This is a genomic window from Pseudomonas sp. R1-1 (assembly GCF_051132135.1).
Classification (GTDB): domain Bacteria; phylum Pseudomonadota; class Gammaproteobacteria; order Pseudomonadales; family Pseudomonadaceae; genus Aquipseudomonas.
Genome location: NZ_CP071663.1, coordinates 333,795 through 355,127, shown reverse-complemented (window position 1 = coordinate 355,127; position 21,333 = coordinate 333,795). Strand labels below are relative to the sequence as shown.

Here is a 21,333-nt window from a genome sequence, read left to right as displayed (position 1 = left end):
GACCGCCGCTAAGCGGAAGAGAGCCCTGATGAACAGGGCTTTCAGCCGATTCCAGCGTACGGGTCTGTCAGACGGACCGCACCGAATGCCGCGCATTGTAGCCGCATGATGTAGGACTCACTACTAAGTGTTTCGGTGCGCGGAACGACGGATCAGGCCGATGACCGGCAACAATCCGACCAGAACCAGGGTCAGCGCCGGCAACGACGCCCGCGCCCACTCGCCTTCGCTGGTCATTTCAAAGATGCGCACCGCCAGCGTGTCCCAGCCAAACGGCCGCATCAGCAGGGTCGCGGGCATTTCCTTGAGCACGTCGACGAATACCAGCAGTGCCGCGCTCAGCGTGCCGGGCAGCAGCAACGGCAGATACACTTTGAAAAACAGTCGCGGCCCACTGACACCCAGGCTACGTGCCGCTTCGGGCAAAGACGGCCGTATACGCGCCAGACTGCTTTCCAGGGGCCCGTACGCCACGGCAACAAACCGCACCAGATAGGCCATCAGCAACGCTGCCAGGCTGCCGAGCAGCAAGGGTTTGCCCGCGCCACCGAGCCAGGCGGAGAGCGGAATCACCAGCTCGCGATCCAGATAACTGAAGGCAAGCATGATCGACACGGCCAGCACCGACCCCGGCAGCGCGTAACCAAGGTTGGCCAGGCCGACGCCGCTGTTGATTGCCGGCGTCGGCGCCAGCCGCCGGGCGAAAGCCAGCAGCAAGGCGACACTGACAGTGATCAACGCGGCCATACCGCCCAGGTACAAGGTATGCAAAATCAGCCCGGCGTAACGCTCATCCAGATCGAAACGCCCGCGCTGCCAGAACCATAAGGCCAGCTGGAATACCGGAATCACAAAGGCACAGGCGAACACCAGCCCGCACCAGCTCATCGCCGCGAAGGCCTTGAGCCCGCGCAAGTGATACAGCGCCTTGACCCGCGGCCGCTCGTTGCCCGCCCGATTCGCCCCGCGCGCGCGACGCTCGCCGTACAGCACCAACATCACCACCAGCAGTAGCAAGCTGGCCAGTTGCGCGGCGCTCGAAAGGCTGAAGAAGCCGTACCAGGTCTTGTAGATCGCCGTGGTGAAGGTGTCGAAATTGAACACCGACACCGCACCGAAATCCGCCAGGGTTTCCATCAATGCCAGCGCCACCCCCGCGCCGATCGCCGGCCGCGCCATCGGCAGTGCGACGCGCCAGAATGCCTGCCACGGCGACTGGCCCAGTACTCGCGCGGCTTCCATCAGGCCCTTGCCCTGTGCCAAAAATGCAGTGCGCGCCAACAGGTAAACGTAGGGATAGAAGACCAGCACCAGCACGATGATCACCCCGCCGGTGGAGCGCACCCTCGGCAGACGCAGGCCGCTGCCGAACCATTCACGCAGCAGGGTCTGCACCGGGCCGGCGAAGTCGAGCAGGCCGACGAACACGAACGCCAGCACATAAGCGGGAATAGCAAAAGGCAACATCAACGCCCAGTCGAGCCAGCGCCGACCGGGGAATTCACAGAGGCTGGTGAGCCACGCGAGGCTGACACCGAGCAGCGTCACGCCAACCCCGACGCCGAGCACCAGCGTCAGCGTGTTGCCGAGCAGGCGCGGCATCTGGGTTTGCCACAGGTGCGACCAGATCTGCTGATCGATGGTTTGCCACGAGAGCAACAGAACGCTCAGGGGCAACAGCACCAGCGCGGCGATGGTGAAGACGATGGGGTACCAGCGGCGTTGGGCGGGGTGGGCCAAGAAGACAATCTCGTTTAAATGATTGTGCCCACGCTCTGCGTGGGCACACATCCTGTGACGCTCTGCGTCACGCTTTCAGCGGCACGACGCAGAGCGTCGAGGGCTGCATTCCCACGCGGAGCGTGGGAACGATCAAGACACCAGAATCAGTTCCAACCCGCCCGATCCATCATCCGGATCGCCTCGGCCTGGCGCTTGCCCGCCACTTCCACCGGCAGGGTATCGGCAACAAACTTGCCCCACGCCGCCACTTCCTCGGAGGGCGCCACCGCCGGGTTGGCCGGGAATTCCTGGTTAACGTCAGCAAAAATCTTCTGCGCCTCTGGCGTGGTCATCCATTCAACCAGAGCCTTGGCCGCTTCCGGGTGTGGTGCATGCTTGGTCAGGCCGATGCCCGACAGATTCACGTGCACGCCACGATCGGCCTGATTCGGCCAGAACAGTTTCACCGGCAACTCCGGCTTCTGCTTGTGCAGGCGCCCGTAGTAGTAGGTGTTGACGATGCCGACATCGCATTGCCCGGCGTTGATCGCTTCGAGCACGGCAACGTCATCGGAGAACACGTCGGTGGACAGGTTGTTGACCCAGCCCTTGAGGATCTTCTCGGTCTTCTCGGCGCCATGCACTTCGATCATGGTGGCGGTCAGCGACTGGTTGTAGACCTTCTTCGCCGTGCGCAGGCACAGGCGACCTTCCCAGTTCTTGTCGGCCAAGGCTTCGTAGGTGGTCAGTTCGCCCGGTTTCACCCGCTCGGTGGAGTAGGCGATGGTCCGTGCGCGCAGGCTCAGGCCGGTCCAGGCGTGCGTGGACGAGCGGTATTGCAACGGGATATAAGCGTCGATGGTTTTCGAGGTGAACGGCTGCAGGATGCCCATTTGCTCGGCTTGCCAGAGGTTACCGGCGTCGACGGTGAGCAGCAGGTCGGCGGTGGCGTTCTCGCCTTCGGCCTTGATGCGCTGCATCAGCGGCGCTTCCTTGTCAGTGATGAACTTGATCTTCACCCCGGTCTTGGCGGTGTAGGCATCGAACACCGGTTTGATCAGCTCATCGATGCGCGACGAGTAAACCACCACTTCGTCGGCGGCCTGGGCAGTGGTGCTGCCGATCAGGGTCAGGGCCAGTGCGGTCAGAAGACGCTTGGGTGCCAACATGGGAGTGGTCTCTCGGTCGGGAAATGTGGGCCAAATGATAAGGACTCACATTTACCATCACAATCGAACACTTGGGGAAGGCGTTACCAGATGTTGCACAGCCGGAATGCGGTGGTGAATCGACTGGCGCCATCGCGAGCAGGCTCACTCCTACAATTGGAACGCGTTCCCCTGTAGGAGTGAGCCCGCTCGCGAAGAGGCCATCAGATTCAATGAAGATGTCAGGGCTTGGCGAGCGCCGGCAGATCACCAGTCAACCCGAGGGCTTCACGCACAAACACAGCCTTGGCCTCCGGCATCCGCTCCACCAGTTTCAACCCGGCATTGCGCAACCAGCGCACTGGCAGCGGATCGGCCTGGAACAACCGCTCGAAGCCTTCCATCGCCACCATCAGCGCGAGGTTGTGTGGCATGCGCCGACGCTCGTAGCGGCTCAGCACTTTCACATCCGCCAGGCGCTCGCCGCGTTGGTGGGCTTGCAACAACACTTCTGCCAGCACCGCCGCATCGAGGAAGCCCAGATTCACCCCCTGCCCCGCCAGCGGATGAATGGTGTGCGCCGCGTCGCCAATCAGCGCCAGACCTTCGGCCACGTAGCGCTTGGCATGACGCTGACGCAGCGGCACGCAGACGCGCGGGTCGGCACTGACGACGTCGCCAAGACGCCCTTCGAAAGCCCGCTCCAGCTCAGCACAGAACGCCACTTCATCCAGCGCCATCAAGCGCTCGGCTTCGCTCGGTGTGGTCGACCAGACGATCGAGCACCAGTCCTGCTGGCCGTCACGCTCCAGCGGCAGAAACGCCAGCGGCCCGTGATCGGTGAAGCGCTGCCACGCGGTCAACTGATGCGGCTGGCTGCTGCGCACGCTGGTGACGATGGCGTGATGCAGGTAATCCCACTCGCGGGTCGCGACGCCAGTGAGGCGGCGTACCGCCGAGTTGGCGCCGTCCGCGGCGATCACCAGCGGCGCGCGCAACTTGCGCCCATCTGCCAGGGTCAGCAACCAGTCGTCGCCGGAGCGGCGCATCTGCTCCAGCCGTGCATTGGCCAGCAGGCCCATATCACAGTCATGCAGGCGCTCGAGCAAGGCATCCTGAACCACACGGTTTTCGACGATGTGGCCGAGCACATCGGCATGCACACTGCTCGCCGAAAAGTGAATCTGCCCGGTGCCGCTGCCGTCCCACACGTGCATGTCGGTGTACGGGCTGGTGCGCCGTCCGACAATGCCGTCCCACACGCCAAGGCGTTCGAGAATGCGTTGACTGGCCGCCGACAGCGCGCTCACCCGCGGCTCGAACGGCGCCTCGGCCGCGAACGGTTTGACGCTCAACGGGCTGCCGTCGAGCAGCAGCACTTCCAGGCCGCTGTCCTGCAACGCCAGCGCCAGGGCGCTGCCGACCATTCCGGCTCCGACAATCAGCAGATCTGCGCGCATTTCCATGCTTTAGGCCTGTCTCGCTGGCGGCTTGAGCCGCACGTAAAGGGTTCTACCGACCCGCGCCACCAGATGGCCGGCGCCGTCATGAATATCGACCTGCAACTGCGGCAGGTATTTTTCGCCATCGGCGGTCTGCCGGCGGATGTCGGCGAGCAACGTCTCGTCGAGGGTGAACCTGGCGATCAACCGCTTAAGCATCCGGACGCGTTCCCAGGCCCATGGCCTGACGGGCGAACCAGCGCTTGGCCGGCGGCAGCAGCTCGAGGCCGAGCAGGCCGATGTTGCGCCCCAGCGAGACCAGCGGCTGGGTGCTGCCGAACAGGCGCGTGACCTGATCGGAAAAACCGACGGTGAGGTCCTGATCCAGCCGTTGACGCTCGCGATAGGCCTGCAACGTGGCGAAGTCGCCGAGTGGTTTATCGCTGCCCAGCAACGCGGCGGCCAGGGCATCGGCGTCGCGCAGCGACAGGTTGAAACCCTGGCCGGCGATCGGATGCAGACTGTGCGCGGCGTTGCCGAGCACGGCCAGATGCGAACGCACCTGCTCTTCGGCTTCAACCAGCGAAAGCGGATACAGGTGCCGCGCGCCGACCTGTTTCAGCGTGCCGAGGCGGTAACCAAACACACCCTGCAATTCACTGAGGAAATCCCGTACGCTCAACTCGGCCAGACGCTGCGCGTCCATGCCCAGCCGCGTCCAGACCAGTGCGCAACGGTTGTCCGGCAACGGTAGCAAAGCCATCGGCCCTTCGTCGGTGAAGCGCTCGAACGCCATGCCGTTGTGCGCTTCGCTCGGGGTGATATTAGCGATCAGCGCGCTCTGGTTGTATGGACGCGTGCGCACGTTGATGCCCAACTGCTCGCGCAGCCCGGAGCGCCCGCCATCGGCGAGCACCGCGAGGTCGCATTCAAGAGTGGTTTCATCATTGAGCATCAGGCGATAGCCGTCGGGCAACGGCTCCATGCGCGAGACTTCGGCCGGGCAGCGCCAGGTGATCACATCTTTGTCGAGGTGCTGCCACAGGCACTGGCCGAGCCATGCGTTTTCAACGACGTAGCCGAGCGCCGGCACGCCCTCTTCCATCGCCGACAAGCGTGCGGTGGAGAAGCGGCCACGATCGGAGACATGAATCTGCTTGATCGGCTCGGCGCGGCGGGAGATTTCTTGCCACACGCCCAACCGTTGATAAATCTGCCGCGAGCCGAAGGACAGCGCCGATGAACGTGCGTCGTAGCTCGGCTGCCAGCTGTCGCCCGGGGCAAACGGTTCGATCAGGACGATTTTCCAGCCACGGGCCTTGGCCCCGGCCTGCAGGGCCAACGCCAGACTGGCGCCGACCAGACCGCCACCGATGATTGCCAGATTGACTCGACTCATGCCGCGTGTGTCCTTGCCTGTGCCATCAACGCTTCGATGTCGGCGACGGTCTTGGGCACGCCGCCGGTGAGGATTTCACAACCGTTTCGGGTCACCACCACGTCATCCTCAATGCGCACGCCTATGCCGCGCCATTTCTTCGCGACGTTCTGATTGTCCGGGGCGATGTAGATGCCCGGTTCCACGGTCAGCGCCATGCCGACCTCCAGCACCCGCCATTCGCCGCCGACCTTGTATTCGCCAACGTCGTGCACATCCATGCCCAGCCAGTGGCCGGCGCGGTGCATGTAAAACGCTTTATAGGCTTCGCTGGCGATCAGTTCGTCAACGTTGCCCTGCAGCAAACCGAGCTTTACCAGCCCCGTGGTGATCACTCGAACCGTGGCTTCGTGCGCCTGGTTCCAGTGTTTGTTCGGGGCGATTTCGGCAAACGCCGCTTCCTGCGAAGCAAGCACCAATTCGTAAATCGCCTTCTGCTCCGGCGAAAACCTGCCGTTGACCGGCCAGGTGCGGGTGATATCGCTGGCGTAGCAGTCGATCTCGCACCCGGCGTCGATCAACACCAGATCACCGTCCTTGAGCAGCGCATCGTTCTGCTGGTAATGCAGGATGCAGCTATTGCGCCCGGCGGCGACAATCGAGCCGTAAGCCGGCATCTTCGCCCCGCCCTTGCGGAATTCGTAATCCAGTTCGGCTTCGAGGCTGTATTCGTAAAGCCCCGGACGACTGGCCTGCATCGCGCGGATATGCGCTTGCGCCGAGATCCGCGCGGCTTCGCGCATCACCTTCACTTCTGCCGCCGATTTATACAGGCGCATGTCGTGCAGCAGGTGATCCAGGGCAACGAATTCGTTCGGCGGCTGGGCGCCGAGGTGGGCCTTGGAACGGATCACGTTGATCCAGTCCATCAGGTGCCGGTCGAATTCAGGATTGCTGCCCATCGCCGAATACACCCGGTCGCGGCCTTCGATCAGGCCCGGCAGGATGTCGTCGATGTCAGTAATCGGGAATGCATCGTCAGCGCCGTAATCACGGATTGCGCCTTCCTGCCCTGCGCGCAGGCCGTCCCACAATTCGCGTTCGGCGTTGCGCTCGCGGCAGAACAGAATGTATTCGCCGTGCTCACGGCCGGGCATCAGCACGATCACCGCTTGTGGCTCGGGAAACCCGCTGAGGTATTGAAAGTCGCTGTCCTGGCGATAGACGTGCTCGACATCGCGGTTGCGGATGGCTACCGCGGCGGCGGGCAGGATCGCGATGCTGTTGGGTTCCATCTGCGCCATCAGCGCCTTGCGGCGCCGGCTGTATTCCGCTTTGGGGATATGGGTCATGGGCAGATGGCTTTCCCTGGCACGCGATTAATGCAGCGACGGCTTGGCGGCAGGCGCCGCATCGGCTTTTTTGGTTTCCGAGAACAGCAGCAGCGGCGCGACGCGCAGGTACTCCATGACTTCCATGTAGTCGGATTCGCCGTCTTCGGATTCTTCCAGAGCGTCCTGCACCTGGGCAATGGCGGCCAGATCCTGCAGCACTTCGGTGGCTTCGGTGCTGAGCATGCTGCTGTCGCGGCAGTTCAGGCCGAAACCACTGAGGAAGCCCTGGCACCACTGGCCCAGCGCAGCGGCGCGGTCGGACAGCGGCGCGTCATCGGTCGGCAGCAGTAGAACGACGGTGACGTCCTCGCCGGTCAGTTCGCCTTTGACCATTTCCTGCAGGCCGATCAGGGCATTGCGGACGCTGTCCTGGATGTCGCCTTCGAGCAGTTCGGCGGCGTCGATCAGCCAGCCTTCGTGGTCGAAGCCGGCACCGGCGCAACTGCGTCCGAGCAGCAGGCCATGCAGTTCGGCAGGCGAGACGTTGTGGCCGCTGGCAGTCAGCAGGGTGGCAAAGGCTTGGTACGGGGAATTCGCAATGGTCATGGGCAGCTAGGCGCCAGACGGCGCTATGTCTAGAATGAAGGCCTTGTATCCTACATCGACAGACTCGCCAAGACTATTAAAGGCTGTCCGCCAGCTATCCCATCAGACAGACTCCAACCCAGTGGACACAATGGAAGACACCGACCTGCAAGCGCTGATGGCCAGACTCGAACTGCTGATTGGCCGAGTCGAGCAACTAAAGAGTCAAAACGCACTCTTACTAGCTCAGGAAAAGACCTGGCGCGAGGAACGCGCTCACCTCATTGAAAAAAACGAAATCGCCCGGCGTAAGGTCGAATCGATGATTTCGCGCCTCAAGGCCCTGGAGCAAGACTCATGAGTTCAAGCAATAGCGTCACCGTGCAGATCCTCGACAAAGAGTATTCGATCATCTGCCCGCCGGAAGAACGCAGCAATCTGGTCAGTGCCGCCCGTTACCTGGACGGCAAGATGCGCGAGATCCGCAGCAGCGGCAAAGTCATCGGCGCCGATCGCATTGCGGTGATGGCCGCGCTGAACATCACCCATGACCTGTTGCACAAAGAAGAGCGCCCGGACATCCAGGCCAGCGGCTCGACCCGCGAACAGGTGCGCGACTTGCTCGATCGTGTCGATCTGGTCCTGGCCGACGATCAGAACACCGCCAAGGGCTGATTCGACTGGCAGCTTGAGGTATACTCACGGCACTCCCTGGGGTGCTTGCCAGTTGACGATGTCCCGGAGCCGATTCGCACTACCCTGGAAGTTGCACGTTGGGCTGGTGTGCATGTCCGCTAGACGGAAAGCCTTAAAGTCTACTGCTTCTTCCACCTTGAACTTTCGGGTTCAAGGGCTGAGTTGACAGCGGTACATCCGGGGAGCCTGATTCGAATCCGATGTCGGTTTATGCCGACATCGGATTTTTTATGCGTACGTTTTCGTCCACCCTGCCGAAGCCGAACCATGACTGAACCCGCGCTGCTGCCCCGCCCGCAACTCCGCCGCCTGCTGCGCAAGGCGCGCCGCTCGCTGAGCAAAGCCGAGCAACATCAGGCTGCCAAAGGCCTGTTCCGGCAACTGGCGCAAGACCCGCATTTTCGTCGGGCGAAACACATCTCCCTGTATCTGCCCACCGATGGCGAAATCGATCCGCGGTTGCTCCTGCGCGAAGCCCAGCGCCGGGGCAAGGCGACTTATCTGCCGGTACTCAGCGCCTGGCCGCGGACCAAGATGGTTTTTCAGCGGGTTCGTCCCGGCGAAAAGCTCAAACTCAATCGCTTCCGCATCCTCGAACCGCAGGCCAGTCTGGCTCGGCAACGCAAGGTCTGGGCACTGGACCTGGTGCTGTTGCCGCTGGTGGGGTTCGACGATGTCGGCGGTCGGCTGGGCATGGGCGGCGGTTTCTACGATCGCAGCCTCGCCTATCTGGCCCGGCGCAAAAACTGGCGCAAGCCGACGCTGCTGGGCCTGGCCCATGAATGTCAGAAGGTCGAACGTTTGGCGCAGGCGAGCTGGGATGTACCGTTACAGGGCACGGTCACCGACAAGGCGTGGTATTTCGCGTGACAGGACGCCGCCAGAACAGCGGCGTCGGAGAAGACAGTTTCAGCGTTTGAAGGCCGTCGACTGTTGCACCTGTTGTGCAATCTCAATCGGTGCATCAGCCTTGTTCGCCCACAGGCTCTGCGCGTAACCGGTGGTCACAACGCCCAGGCCGAACAAAATTACCAAAGTCCATAGTAGATCCGGTTTGCGTTTCATCGATTGCCCCCCTCAAGGCACATCATCACGATGACAGCAGCGGTTTCCGTGTGTAGGCCGTGCAGCAGCGTCAAGCTTTAAAGGCCGGCATTTTGCGGCAACGTGAACCGGTGCGCAAACGCTGACGTCAACCGACTGTCGGTTTGTCATAAAATTGCCCGACAACCTGCCCAACGACCGTTTCAGGAGCACCCAACATGGCCTATTGGCTGATGAAATCCGAGCCCGACGAGCTCTCGATCAAAGGCCTGGAGAAGCTCGGCAAGGCGCGCTGGGACGGGGTTCGCAATTATCAGGCGCGCAACTTCCTGCGAGCGATGGCGGTAGGCGATGAATTCTTTTTCTACCACTCCAGCTGCCCGGAGCCGGGGATTACCGGGATTGGCAGGATCATCGAGGCGGCGTACCCGGACCCCACCGCACTGGAGCCGGAAAGTCATTACTTCGATCCGAAGGCTACGGCGGAGAAAAATGCCTGGAGCGCAATTGATGTCGAGCACGTCGAGACGTTTGCTCGAGTATTGAAACTGGATTATCTGAAGCAGCAGACCGCGCTGGCCGAGATGCCACTGGTGCAGAAGGGATCGCGGTTGTCGGTGATGCCGGTGACAGCGCAGCAGTGGGCGGCGGTGATTGCGCTCAAACCCTGATTCATTTGGCCCCTGAAAAAAGCTATCGCGAGCAGGCTCACTCCTACAGGGAACGCATTCCAATTGTAGGAGTGAGCCTGCTCGCGATGGGACCCGCCCGGACAGCAGAAGCCTTACTGAATGATCAAGTTGTTGAACAACAGGTCTTCAACCACCGGTTTGCCGGTCTCATCATTCATCACTTGCTGCGTCTGCTTCAGCGCTTCCTGACGCAGTTTTTCCTTGCCTTCGATACTGCCCATCGCTTCGGTGCTCTGCTGCGTGAACAGCGCCACCAGCTGATTGCGGATCAGCGGCTCGTTGGCCTTGACCAGTTTGGTCGCCTCCTCACCGGTCACGCGCAGGGCCACATCGGCCTTGTAGACCTTGAGCTTGGTCGTGCCGTCCAGGCCGTAATTGCCGACGAACGGCGGGCTGAGGGTAATGTAATTGACCTTCGGCGCTTCGCCTTCTTTGGCTTCTTCGGCCAGCGCTGCCACAGGCAGAGACAGGGCCAGCAACAACATGATCCACGCTTTCACAATTCGCTCCTTATCCGGTTTGCGGCCTAGCATAACGACCCGCCGCACAAGCACAAGCTTATGCCTGACTATCAGGGCCGGGCATGCTCGTTGACCCGTTGATTCATACACCTACACTTATCGGCCATCACTCCCAAAGGAATAGCCCTGATGAAAGCCGTGCTGTGCAAAGCCTTCGGCCCTGCCGAATCGCTGGTGCTGGAAGACGTCGCCAGTCCTGTCGCCAAGAAGAATGAAATCCTGCTGGAGGTGCACGCCGCCGGGGTCAACTTCCCGGACACGCTGATCATCGAGGGCAAGTACCAGTTCAAGCCGCCCTTCCCGTTCTCGCCGGGTGGTGAAGCGGCTGGCGTGGTTCGCGAAGTCGGGGAAAAGGTCAGCCATTTGAAAGTCGGCGATCGGGTCATGGCCCTGACTGGCTGGGGCAGCTTTGCCGAGCAGGTCGCGGTGCCTGGCTACAACGTGCTGCCGATTCCGCCGTCGATGGATTTCAATACGGCCGCCGCGTTCAGCATGACTTATGGCACCTCGATGCACGCGCTCAAGCAACGCGCCAACCTGCAGCCGGGTGAAACCTTACTGGTGCTCGGCGCCTCCGGAGGTGTCGGTCTGGCGGCAGTGGAAATCGGCAAGGCCATGGGCGCGCGGGTGATTGCCGCTGCCAGCAGCGCGGAAAAGCTCGAAGTGGCGAAAGCCGCTGGCGCCGATGAGCTGATCAATTACAGCGAAGCCAATCTCAAGGACGAAATCAAACGCCTCACCGACGGCCAGGGCGCCGACGTGATCTACGACCCGGTCGGCGGCGACCTGTTCGATCAGGCCATCCGCGCCATCGCCTGGAATGGCAGGCTGCTGGTGGTCGGCTTCGCCAGCGGGCGCATACCGGAGTTGCCGGTAAACCTCGCCCTGCTCAAGGGCGCGGCGGTGCTCGGCGTGTTCTGGGGCTCGTTCGCCCAGCGCCAGCCGCAGGACAACGCGGCAAACTTCCAGCAGTTGTTCGGCTGGTTTGCCGAGGGCAAGTTGAAACCGCTGGTGTCGCAGGTTTATCCGCTGAGTAATGCGGCGCAGGCGATCAATGATCTCGGGCAGCGCAAGGCTGTTGGTAAAGTCGTGGTGCAGGTGCGCTGATACCACACAGCGGTCCGGGTCACTGACCCGGATCGTTGCCGCGCCTGGAGTCATCGCTCATAAAAGCTGGCGAATGTCCTCAGGTAGAAAAGTCATGAACTTGCTCGCTGGCCGTTCCCGACAACGTACAACGACGTCCGACACCCTCCGGTTGAGCCTGGCGATCAACGCCAGACGCTGTTCGTTCGATAACTGATGCTGAAAGAAAGTATTTGAAAGATAGCTGCGCGTGTAATGGAACGGCAGGGAATCGACCCACGAGTATTCCGCCACATTCGCCAGGTGGGCATTTACCTCTCGACACGGCAACGCCTTGATCCATTGATTGATGCCTGGAGGCGCCTGCATGCGAAACGCCAAGGGTGCATGAACCTCCTGCTCGGCCGGTTTATCGCCCTCCACCGTCCACGGTTTGAATCGCCAGCGCTTGACCGCCGCCAGGGCAGACTCCGCCAGCGCCGGATGATCACTTTGCAGGACACTGACTTTGTTCACCGAACCATCGGCATGCACGGTGAATGAGACCCGCACGTCCCCGGTAATCCCGGCGCGCTGCAATACTCGCGGATAGTCTGGACCGGGATTGGACTCGGGGATCAGAAACACTTCCCCTGCCTGACTCGCAGTGGCTAACACCAACAGCAACAGCATGCCTATCCAGTTCATATCGCTCCCTTGCGCTCGGTTCGAGCTTGGAAAAGCAATCAGGTTAGGGCGTCGTCGCAGGCTTGAGCAGTTGCTGACGTCCTGTTCACGCGCAGGACATTTCCGAAAGACATGACCTTAATTGTCCCGAAATACCGCAGAAACCGGCCGCGGTAACTATTCCCACAACGCCCTGTTCTTACGTCTGAGCGACATGTTCATAAAGGAACGCTCGACTGCCCACATTTCCGCTTTTTAGCCGACATGAAGCGGTGCTATTTTCGGTAACGAAACTGTAACATTCGCATCCGCAGTCAAAACAAGAAAACTGGAGCTCTTGAATGTTTGCTTTCTTACGTCCTGCCGCACATCAGGCTCCTTTGCCTGAAGAAAAAATTGACAGCACTTACCGACGCCTGCGCTGGCAGATCTTCGCCGGTATCTTCATCGGCTATGCCGGTTACTACCTGCTGCGCAAAAACTTCTCGCTGGCCATGCCCTACCTGATCGACGAAGGCTACAGCCGCGGCGACCTCGGTCTGGCGATGTCGGCGATCGCCATCGCCTACGGTCTGTCGAAATTCCTCATGGGCCTGGTATCCGACCGTTCCAACCCGCGCTTCTTCCTGCCGTTCGGCCTGCTGGTGTCGGCCGGGGTGATGTTCATTTTCGGTTTCGCGCCGTGGGCCACGTCCAGCGTGACCATGATGTTCATCCTGTTGTTCATCAACGGCTGGGCGCAGGGCATGGGCTGGCCGCCGAGCGGACGGACCATGGTGCACTGGTGGTCGCAGAAGGAACGCGGCGGTGTGGTCTCAGTGTGGAACGTGGCGCACAACGTCGGTGGCGGCCTGATCGGCCCGCTGTTCCTGATCGGCATGGGCCTGTTCAACGACTGGCACGCGGCGTTCTACGTGCCGGCGGCGGTGGCGCTGGGCGTGGCGGTATTTGCTTTCATCACCATGCGCGACACCCCGCAATCGGTCGGCCTGCCGCCGATCGAGCAGTACAAGAACGATTACCCGGAAGGCTACGATGCCAGCCACGAAGACGAATTCAGTGCCAAGGAAATCTTCGTCAAATACGTGCTGCGCAACAAAATGCTCTGGTACATCGCCCTCGCCAACGTCTTTGTCTACCTGCTGCGCTACGGCGTGCTGGACTGGGCGCCGACCTACCTGAAGGAAGCCAAGGGCTTCACCGTGGATAAAACCTCGTGGGCGTATTTCTTCTATGAGTGGGCGGGCATCCCGGGCACGCTGCTGTGCGGCTGGATGTCGGACAAGATTTTCCGCGGCAACCGTGGCCTGACCGGCATGGTGTTCATGGCGCTGGTAACGGTCGCGACCCTGGTCTACTGGCTGAATCCGGCCGGCAACCCGATGGTCGACATGATCGCCCTGCTGTCGATCGGCTTCCTTATCTACGGCCCGGTGATGCTGATCGGTTTGCAGGCACTGGAACTGGCACCGAAGAAAGCCGCCGGTACCGCCGCAGGTTTTACCGGTTTGTTCGGTTATCTGGGCGGTTCGGTCGCGGCCAGTGCGGCGATGGGCTACACCGTCGACCATTTCGGCTGGGACGGCGGCTTCGTGTTGCTGGTCGGCGCTTGCCTGTTGGCAATGGCCTTCCTCGCCCCGACGCTATGGCACAAGCAAGTCGCTAGTCAGAGCCGTGAAGCGGTCGCCTGATCGCTGGTTGACTGACAGCGCTTGAGCCGCGCCTCCAGATTACGGTCTGGCATGGCGTGGCTGCGCAGGGCGTGTGCGGTCTGCTCGACATAATCGCGAGTGGTGCCGTAGCGCCCGCTGGCGCTGGCGAACACCTGGCTCAGCACATGGTCCGGCAGGTTGCCGGCATAGCTGGGCAGGTGCCGCTCCAGTACGAAGCCCAAGGCCTGCACCTGAGTGCCATCTTCGAGCCGGCAGTTGAGCCAGTGCGGCCGATACGACGGCACCGGCATCTCGCGTTTCCACAAGGCGTACAGCGCGGTATCGAGATTGTCTTCGGGCAGCCGATAAGCGAAGCCGCTGCATGAACCGCCCCGATCCAGACCGAACACCAGCCCGGGCAATTCCGGCGTTCCGCGGTGTTCATGCGACCATAAATACAGGCCACGATGATAACCATGTACGCGACCGCGCATTCTCTCGACCGCGGTGCATTCCGGGCGCCAGATCAACGAACCGTATGCGAACAGCCACACCGGCCCGCCCTTGTGGCGCGCCATGGTCGATTGCACGGAGGCGAGCAATTGCTCGTGGGTCAGCTGCGGCCCGAGTTCGAGCCGCGGAGGGTAAGCCAGGTTCAGAAAAGCGTTTTCAATGGCGCTCATGGCGAATAGCGTTCAGCTCCCCGCGGGTGAAGAATTACTTAATAGAACGCACCGCTGTAACAATAAGGCACATATGTTTTCAGGCAAATTAAGTGCCATGGCACAAAGATTATTTGACGGCCTGATGGATATAACCTACCGATATTCATTCAATTACATAAATACCGATCGGCTATATACGAAGTTATATGAATTCAGGAACGCGGTGCATAAGCGAATACGTCAGCGCGCATTTGATGGGCATCCATCCCCGCCTCGACCAGCGCGTCCAAGGTGCCGTAAACCATGGCCGGTGAACCGCTGGCGTAGACGTGCAAAGGCTTGAGATCCACAAAGTCTTCGCAAACCGCTTCGTGCAGCATCCCGCAGCGCCCCTCCCAGCCGCACTGATCGCTGACGACCTTGTGCAGGAACAGGTTGGGCAGTTTCAACCATTCGTCCCAATGTTCGATCTGGTAGAAATCTTCCGGTCGACGCACGCCCCAATACAGATGCACCGGGTGCTTGAAGCCATTGGCGCGGCAGTGCTCGATCAGGCTATGAATCTGGCCCATGCCGGTGCCGGCGGCGACCAGTACCAACGGGCCGTCAGGCAGTTCAGCCAGATGGGTGTCGCCGAACGGCAACTCGACGCGCACCATCGGGTTGCGTTGCAGCTGCTCGATCAGGCTCAGTGCACTGGCTTCGCGCGCCAGCACATGGATTTCCAGATCACGCCCGCCGTGCGGCGCAGAGGCCATGGAGAACGCCGATTTCTCGCCGTTCTCGCGCTCGATCATCAAATACTGCCCGGCGTGATAGCGTGGCGGCTTGCCGGCCGGCGCACGCAGACGCACACGCCAGGTGTCGCCGCCGACTTCGCGGCATTCGATGACCTGGCACGACAGGCTGCGCACCGGCAACTCGCCCAGCGCAAGGACGCCATCCCAGAGCAGCACGCAATCTTCCAGCGGCTCGGCGATGCAGGTGTAGAACTCGCCATGATCATGGACCTGGCCGTTCTGCTCGACGCGACCTTCGACCAGCAGCGCCGCACACACGTGGCAGTTACCGTTGCGGCAGCTTTGCGGGCAATCAAAGCCCAGGCGTCGCGCGCCGTCGAGAATCCGCTCACCGGGCTGTATCTCGAGCACTGCTCCGGAAGGCTGCAGGGTTACACGCATCAATCTATTCCTAACTGATTCCAGATGGCATCGATCCGTTGAGTCACGGCGTCGTCCTTGACGATCACGCGGCCCCACTCGCGGGTGGTTTCGCCCGGCCACTTGTGAGTGGCATCCAGGCCCATCTTCGAGCCCAGGCCGGAAATCGGCGAGGCGAAATCCAGATAGTCGATCGGGGTGTTATCGATCATCACCGTGTCGCGCTTGGGGTCCATGCGCGTGGTGATGGCCCAGATCACATCGTTCCAGTCACGGGCGTTGATATCGTCGTCGGTGACGATAACGAACTTGGTGTACATGAACTGTCGCAAAAACGACCAGACACCGAGCATCACGCGCTTGGCATGCCCCGGATACGACTTTTTCATGGTTACGATGGCCATGCGGTACGAGCAGCCTTCGGGCGGCAGGTAGAAGTCGGTGATCTCCGGGAACTGCTTCTGCAGGATCGGCACGAACACTTCGTTCAGCGCCACGCCAAGGATCGCCGGCTCATCCGGCGGACGGCCGGTGTAGGTGCTGTGGTAGATCGGCTTGATCCGGTGGGTAATGCGTTCGACCGTGAACACCGGAAAGCTGTCGACTTCGTTGTAGTAACCGGTGTGATCGCCATATGGACCTTCATCGGCCATTTCGCCCGGATGGATTACGCCTTCAAGGATGATCTCGGCGGTGGCCGGCACTTGCAGGTCGTTGCCACGGCATTTGACCAGTTCGGTGCGGTTACCGCGCAACAGTCCGGCGAAAGCGTATTCGGAAAGGCTGTCCGGCACCGGCGTCACTGCGCCGAGAATGGTTGCCGGGTCGGCGCCAAGGGCCACGGACACCGGGAACGGCTGGCCCGGATGCTTCTCGCACCATTCGCGGAAATCGAGAGCGCCGCCACGGTGGCTGAGCCAGCGCATGATCACCTTGTTGCGGCCGATCACTTGCTGACGATAAATACCGAGGTTCTGGCGTTCCTTGTTCGGGCCTTTGGTAACGGTCAGGCCCCAGGTGATCAGCGGGCCGACGTCGCCGGGCCAGCAGGTCTGCACCGGCAGCATCGCCAGATCGACATCATCGCCTTCGATGACCACTTCCTGGCACACCGCGTCTTTGACGACTTTCGGCGCCATCGAGATGATCTTGCGGAAAATCGGCAGTTTCGACCACGCGTCCTTCAAGCCCTTCGGCGGCTCCGGCTCCTTGAGGAAGGCCAGCAGCTTGCCGATCTCGCGCAGCTCGCTGACCGACTCGGCGCCCATGCCCATGGCTACCCGCTCAGGGGTGCCGAACAGGTTGCCGAGCACCGGAATGTCGTAGCCGGTAGGCTTTTCGAACAGCAGCGCCGGGCCCTTGGCCCGCAGCGTGCGGTCGCACACCTCAGTCATCTCCAGCACCGGCGAGACGGGAATCTGGATGCGTTTCAACTCTCCGCGCTGCTCAAGCTGCTGCACGAAATCCCGAAGATCCTTGAATTTCATTGACGATGGCACCCTCAAAATAGGCGTACATCCTACCTGCTCTGACGGGCAAACAGCAGCCCGTCAGTGCCCGGCATCGCTCAATGGCGCCTGGTGCCCAGCAACATCGGCGCAAACAAAGGGCTCAAACGCGCGCTGCCAGCGTCGGAAAGATGATCGGCATCCTTGTACTGCGAATGGCCGTCGACATCGATCATGCACAGACCGCCCTTGCACATCAGCGGCGTCGGGTCGATGACATGCACGCCGGAATCGGCAGCGCTCATCGAGCCGAACAAACCGGTGAAAAACTGCTGCCGCGCCAGATGCTCGCTTAGCGGGCGACCGAGCCCTTCGGCCGAGCGGCCGATGCGCGCCAGGCTGGTCAGGCGGCTGATGTAACTCTTGTGCTGCAAGGGCACTTCCTTGAACAGCCAGACCTGCACTCCCGCCTCACGCAGTTCGCTGACTTGCGCCTTGATCGCCGCCGCCATGCGTTGCTCCGATTGCGCCACATTGCGCGAAGGATCGAGCAGGAACTGCTTGTCGCCGTCGCCGTCCTCACGCCCGTAGACGTACAGACTCCAGTTCGCCGCCAGTACCACATCCTTGATGCCCAGATCGCGGACCCGTTGCATGTTGCGCTGGTTGAACTGCTTGCACTGTGCACGCAAGGCGTCGTCAATGATCGGTGGGCACCCGGTCAGGCTGTACAGCCAAACGGGCTGACCGTCACGCTGGCTGTTGCCTTCAATGGCCGGCAGCAGCGCGGCGGTGTGACTGTCGCCCCAGAACATCTTGGTCGGCGCGATCTGCTGGTCACCGCCCACGCGACAAGCCTTGTCCAGAGTCTTGTCCTTGCTCATGTGCATGCACTTCATTTGACCGGCGTTCCATTCCTGGGACTGCGCATACTCAAGTGCCTTGCCGCTCAGACGCTGCGGCACGCCGTCCGCCGAACGAATGGCCGAGCCAACTACCGCCAGGGCGGCGATGGAAACCAGGCCACCGACCAGCACCGAGTTACGGCTGGCGAACACACGCTTCTCGCGAAACGGCAATTCGACATAGCGCAGGCTCAGCCACGCCAGTGCCACGGCGAGGGCGATCCAGCCAAGTGCTTCGAGCGGCTGGATGCCATCGATTGAGATCGCGTTGGCATATACGTAAATCGGCCAGTGCCACAAATACAACGAGTACGACAGCAGACCGATCCACACCATCGGCCGCAGGCTCAGCAACTGGCCGGCCAGTGTCGGACCGCGCGCGCCCGACCAGATCAATGCCGTCGTACCAAGCACCGGCAGCAAGGCGGCCCAGCCCGGGAACAGCGTGGACTTGTCAAAGGTGAAGACCGCCAGCAGCACCGCCGCCAGTCCCGCCAGGCCGACCGTCTGCCGGACCCAGAGCCGCGGCGCATGTTTTGCTGCCGGCAGCACCGCGAGCATGGCGCCGCAGAGCAATTCCCAGGCGCGGGTCGGCAGGGAGAAAAAGGCGAATTCCGGGCGCCGCTCGATGTAGACGATGTTCAGCCCGAACGACACCAGCAGCACGGCGAACAGCATCCAGCGCCAATGCCGGACATAGCGCATCAACAGCACCATCATCAGCGGAAAGAAGATGTAGTACTGCTCTTCAACGGCCAGCGACCAGGTATGCAATAAGGGTTTGAGATCGGAGGCCGGTTCGAAGTAGCCGTCCTCGCGCATGAACAGGATGTTGGAAATGAACAGCGACTGGTAACGAATTGTCCGCCCCAGATCGGACAAGTCCTTGGCCGTCAGCAACAACCAGCCCAGCGCCAGCGTCACCACCACGACCACAGTCAATGCCGGCAGGATACGTCGGGCGCGACGGCCCCAGAAATCGAGGAAGCTGAAGCGCTGGGCGCTGATCTCGCGAAACAGGATCGAGGTGATCAGAAAACCGGAGATGACGAAAAAAACGTCGACGCCGACAAAGCCGCCGCTGAATGTACTGAATCCGAAATGAAACAGCACAACGGGAAGAACCGCGAGTGCGCGTAAACCGTCGATATCACGGCGATTGCCAAACGTGTGCATGAAAAACCTTACCTGTTCTGGATACAAAGTCCCTTGAAGGCGCGAACTTATCAGTCGGGCAAATTTCAATCCAGATACAAATAAACCACAGGCAAAAAAAAAGCGCCCCTTGCGGAGCGCTCTTTTCAACGGCTTGCGTGTTACTTGCGCTTCATCGACAAGAAGAACTCGTCGTTGGTCTTGGTCGTTTTCAGCTTGTCGACCAGGAATTCGATGGCAGCGACTTCGTCCATCGGGTGCAGCAGCTTGCGCAGGATCCACATGCGCTGCAGTTCGTCGTCGGCGGTCAGCAACTCTTCGCGGCGGGTGCCGGAGCGGTTGATGTTGATTGCCGGGAATACACGCTTTTCGGCGATCTTGCGATCCAGCGGCAGTTCCATGTTGCCGGTACCCTTGAACTCTTCGTAGATCACTTCGTCCATCTTCGAGCCGGTTTCAACCAGCGCGGTGGCGATAATGGTCAGCGAGCCGCCTTCTTCGATGTTACGCGCAGCACCAAAGAAACGCTTCGGCTTCTCCAGGGCGTGGGCATCGACACCACCGGTCAGGACCTTGCCGGAGCTCGGGATCACGGTGTTGTAGGCGCGGGCCAGACGGGTGATGGAGTCGAGCAGGATCACCACGTCTTTCTTGTGTTCGACCAGGCGCTTGGCCTTCTCGATCACCATTTCGGCAACCTGGACGTGACGGGTCGGCGGCTCGTCGAACGTCGAGGCAACCACTTCGCCGCGCACGGTGCGCTGCATTTCGGTCACTTCTTCCGGACGTTCGTCGATCAGCAGCACGATCAGGTGCACTTCAGGGTTGTTACGCGCGATGTTCGCCGCGATGTTCTGCAGCATGATCGTCTTGCCGGCTTTCGGCGGTGCAACGATCAGACCACGCTGGCCTTTGCCGATCGGCGCACACAGGTCGATCACCCGACCGGTCAGGTCTTCGGTGGAACCGTTACCGGCTTCCATCTTCATGCGCACGGTCGGGAACAGCGGGGTCAGGTTCTCGAAGAGAATCTTGTTTTTCGCGTTCTCCGGACGATCGAAGTTGATCGTGTCGACCTTGAGCAGTGCGAAATACCGCTCGCCTTCCTTCGGAGGGCGGATCTTGCCAACGATGGTGTCACCGGTGCGCAAGTTGAAGCGGCGGATCTGGCTCGGCGAGACGTAGATATCGTCCGGGCCGGCCAGGTAGGAAGCGTCTGCGGAGCGCAGGAAGCCGAAGCCGTCCTGGAGAATCTCCAGCACGCCATCACCGGAGATTTCCTCGCCGCTTTTCGCGTGTTTTTTCAGCAGGGAGAAAATCACGTCCTGCTTGCGCGAACGGGCCATATTTTCTATGCCCATCTGTTCGGCTAATTCGAGCAGTTCGGTAATCGGCTTTTGCTTGAGTTCAGTCAGATTCATATAGGAATGACGTAATCATTTATGGAGGGGGGAAATTAAGCTTTTGGCTTAATGAGGCCGCGCCGCGGAGAAGGCGACAGGATCGCGAACTAATTCGAAAAGGAGTGCGTCGGCGACGGCTAGCAGGGGGCAGTGGAGAAACCAGTGCGGGGCCGAATGTACCACCTGAGTTTCGGAGCGTCTAGCCCTGAATATGCAAAAAGCCCCGCGATTTGCGGGGCTTTTTTTCAACGTTTTACCGCGACGCTTAGATGTTGGCGTCGAGGAAAGCCGCCAACTGCGACTTCGACAGGGCGCCGACCTTGGTCGCTTCAACGTTGCCGTTCTTGAACAGCATCAGCGTCGGGATACCACGCACGCCGTGCTTGGCCGGGGTTTCCTGGTTTTCGTCGATGTTCAGTTTGGCGACGGTCAGCTTGCCCTTGTAGGTCTCGGCAATCTCGTCCAGAACCGGTGCGATCATTTTGCAAGGGCCGCACCATTCAGCCCAGTAGTCGACCAGGACAGCGCCTTCGGCCTTGAGTACGTCGGCTTCGAAGCTAGCGTCGCTAACGTGTTTGATCAGATCGCTGCTCATGGAATTCTCCAGGTTGTAAGCAAAAAAACGTGGCCC

General features: G+C 61.0%; 21 protein-coding genes, 1 other RNA gene and 1 pseudogene. 7 read left to right on the top strand and 16 right to left on the bottom strand.

The window, feature by feature from the left end; translation table 11 throughout:
* Positions 1–123 precede the first annotated feature (123 nt).
* The 7 genes and pseudogenes from J3P75_RS01630 to J3P75_RS01600 form a co-directional block, all read right to left on the bottom strand.
* Entirely contained in the window at positions 124–1,740 is a 1,617-nt protein-coding gene (locus J3P75_RS01630) for an ABC transporter permease (protein ID WP_434709100.1), read from the bottom strand.
* 146 nt (positions 1,741–1,886) lie between these two features.
* Positions 1,887–2,891 carry an extracellular solute-binding protein gene (locus J3P75_RS01625; RefSeq protein ID WP_434709099.1) on the bottom strand — a complete coding sequence of 335 codons (1,005 nt, stop codon included), beginning with the start codon at positions 2,889–2,891 and terminating at the stop codon, positions 1,887–1,889.
* A 221-nt stretch (positions 2,892–3,112) separates the two neighbouring features.
* Positions 3,113–4,330 (bottom strand): 2-octaprenyl-3-methyl-6-methoxy-1,4-benzoquinol hydroxylase, encoded by a 1,218-nt coding sequence (locus J3P75_RS01620; protein WP_434711192.1) that lies wholly within the window; start codon positions 4,328–4,330, stop codon positions 3,113–3,115.
* A gap of 9 nt (positions 4,331–4,339) precedes the next feature.
* Positions 4,340–4,513 (bottom strand): annotated as a pseudogene (locus J3P75_RS01615) (tetrameric acyl-CoA thioesterase); the annotation flags it as partial.
* Positions 4,514–4,523: 10 nt separating this feature from the next.
* A complete protein-coding gene (gene ubiH, locus J3P75_RS01610; RefSeq protein WP_434709098.1) occupies positions 4,524–5,711 on the bottom strand; it encodes a 2-octaprenyl-6-methoxyphenyl hydroxylase in 1,188 nt (395 codons plus the stop codon).
* Positions 5,708–7,042: a Xaa-Pro aminopeptidase gene (pepP, locus tag J3P75_RS01605; protein WP_434594488.1), complete on the bottom strand. Its 1,335-nt coding sequence runs from the start codon at positions 7,040–7,042 to the stop codon at positions 5,708–5,710. The genes ubiH and pepP overlap by 4 nt, the downstream gene beginning before the upstream one ends.
* A gap of 27 nt (positions 7,043–7,069) precedes the next feature.
* Positions 7,070–7,630 carry a YecA family protein gene (locus J3P75_RS01600; protein ID WP_434709097.1) on the bottom strand — a complete coding sequence of 187 codons (561 nt, stop codon included), beginning with the start codon at positions 7,628–7,630 and terminating at the stop codon, positions 7,070–7,072.
* Positions 7,631–7,760: 130 nt separating this feature from the next.
* On the opposite strand from J3P75_RS01600, the gene J3P75_RS01595 reads away from it, so the two are divergent.
* The 4 genes from J3P75_RS01595 (at position 7,761) to J3P75_RS01580 (ending at position 9,175) form a co-directional block, all read left to right on the top strand.
* Positions 7,761–7,970 (top strand): TIGR02449 family protein, encoded by a 210-nt coding sequence (locus J3P75_RS01595; protein ID WP_007911197.1) that lies wholly within the window; start codon positions 7,761–7,763, stop codon positions 7,968–7,970.
* Entirely contained in the window at positions 7,967–8,284 is a 318-nt protein-coding gene (locus tag J3P75_RS01590; protein WP_016772632.1) for a cell division protein ZapA, read from the top strand. The genes J3P75_RS01595 and J3P75_RS01590 overlap by 4 nt, the downstream gene beginning before the upstream one ends.
* A gap of 30 nt (positions 8,285–8,314) precedes the next feature.
* Positions 8,315–8,493: non-coding RNA, 6S RNA (gene ssrS / locus J3P75_RS01585), on the top strand.
* 79 nt (positions 8,494–8,572) lie between these two features.
* Positions 8,573–9,175: a 5-formyltetrahydrofolate cyclo-ligase gene (locus J3P75_RS01580; RefSeq protein ID WP_434709096.1), complete on the top strand. Its 603-nt coding sequence runs from the start codon at positions 8,573–8,575 to the stop codon at positions 9,173–9,175.
* Between the two features lie 39 nt (positions 9,176–9,214).
* Here J3P75_RS01580 and J3P75_RS01575 read toward each other — a convergent pair whose 3' ends face one another.
* Positions 9,215–9,370 (bottom strand): hypothetical protein, encoded by a 156-nt coding sequence (locus J3P75_RS01575; RefSeq protein WP_090287349.1) that lies wholly within the window; start codon positions 9,368–9,370, stop codon positions 9,215–9,217.
* A 197-nt stretch (positions 9,371–9,567) separates the two neighbouring features.
* On the opposite strand from J3P75_RS01575, the gene J3P75_RS01570 reads away from it, so the two are divergent.
* Positions 9,568–10,020, top strand: coding sequence for an EVE domain-containing protein (locus tag J3P75_RS01570; RefSeq protein WP_434709095.1), 453 nt, complete (start codon positions 9,568–9,570; stop codon positions 10,018–10,020).
* 113 nt (positions 10,021–10,133) lie between these two features.
* On the opposite strand, the gene J3P75_RS01565 is transcribed toward J3P75_RS01570, so the two are convergent.
* Positions 10,134–10,541, bottom strand: coding sequence for a flagellar basal body-associated protein FliL (locus J3P75_RS01565; RefSeq protein WP_434709094.1), 408 nt, complete (start codon positions 10,539–10,541; stop codon positions 10,134–10,136).
* A gap of 150 nt (positions 10,542–10,691) precedes the next feature.
* On the opposite strand from J3P75_RS01565, the gene J3P75_RS01560 reads away from it, so the two are divergent.
* The gene (locus J3P75_RS01560; protein ID WP_434709093.1) at positions 10,692–11,669 is read left to right on the top strand and encodes an NADPH:quinone oxidoreductase family protein; all 978 of its coding nucleotides are present in this window, start codon (positions 10,692–10,694) and stop codon (positions 11,667–11,669) included.
* A 57-nt stretch (positions 11,670–11,726) separates the two neighbouring features.
* Here J3P75_RS01560 and J3P75_RS01555 read toward each other — a convergent pair whose 3' ends face one another.
* Positions 11,727–12,335, bottom strand: coding sequence for an energy transducer TonB (locus tag J3P75_RS01555; RefSeq protein ID WP_434709092.1), 609 nt, complete (start codon positions 12,333–12,335; stop codon positions 11,727–11,729).
* 320 nt (positions 12,336–12,655) lie between these two features.
* Between J3P75_RS01555 and glpT the strand changes: the two genes are divergently transcribed.
* Positions 12,656–14,005: a glycerol-3-phosphate transporter gene (gene glpT, locus J3P75_RS01550; RefSeq protein ID WP_434709091.1), complete on the top strand. Its 1,350-nt coding sequence runs from the start codon at positions 12,656–12,658 to the stop codon at positions 14,003–14,005.
* On the opposite strand, the gene J3P75_RS01545 is transcribed toward glpT, so the two are convergent.
* From J3P75_RS01545 to trxA, 6 genes are all read right to left on the bottom strand, one after another.
* A complete protein-coding gene (locus J3P75_RS01545) occupies positions 13,981–14,649 on the bottom strand; it encodes a gamma-glutamylcyclotransferase (protein WP_434709090.1) in 669 nt (222 codons plus the stop codon). The genes glpT and J3P75_RS01545 overlap by 25 nt on opposite strands.
* 194 nt (positions 14,650–14,843) lie before the next feature.
* The gene (locus tag J3P75_RS01540) at positions 14,844–15,812 is read right to left on the bottom strand and encodes a CDP-6-deoxy-delta-3,4-glucoseen reductase (protein WP_434709089.1); all 969 of its coding nucleotides are present in this window, start codon (positions 15,810–15,812) and stop codon (positions 14,844–14,846) included.
* Positions 15,812–17,278 (bottom strand): 4-hydroxy-3-polyprenylbenzoate decarboxylase, encoded by a 1,467-nt coding sequence (ubiD, locus tag J3P75_RS01535; protein WP_008081413.1) that lies wholly within the window; start codon positions 17,276–17,278, stop codon positions 15,812–15,814. Before ubiD ends, J3P75_RS01540 begins: the two co-directional genes overlap by 1 nt.
* An 80-nt stretch (positions 17,279–17,358) precedes the next feature.
* Positions 17,359–19,320 (bottom strand): acyltransferase family protein, encoded by a 1,962-nt coding sequence (locus J3P75_RS01530; protein WP_434709088.1) that lies wholly within the window; start codon positions 19,318–19,320, stop codon positions 17,359–17,361.
* 140 nt (positions 19,321–19,460) lie between these two features.
* Complete coding sequence (rho, locus tag J3P75_RS01525) at positions 19,461–20,720, bottom strand: transcription termination factor Rho (protein ID WP_003229334.1); 1,260 nt, start codon at positions 20,718–20,720, stop codon at positions 19,461–19,463.
* A 247-nt stretch (positions 20,721–20,967) separates the two neighbouring features.
* Positions 20,968–21,297: a thioredoxin TrxA gene (gene trxA / locus J3P75_RS01520; RefSeq protein WP_003206727.1), complete on the bottom strand. Its 330-nt coding sequence runs from the start codon at positions 21,295–21,297 to the stop codon at positions 20,968–20,970.
* Positions 21,298–21,333: the final 36 nt, after the last annotated feature.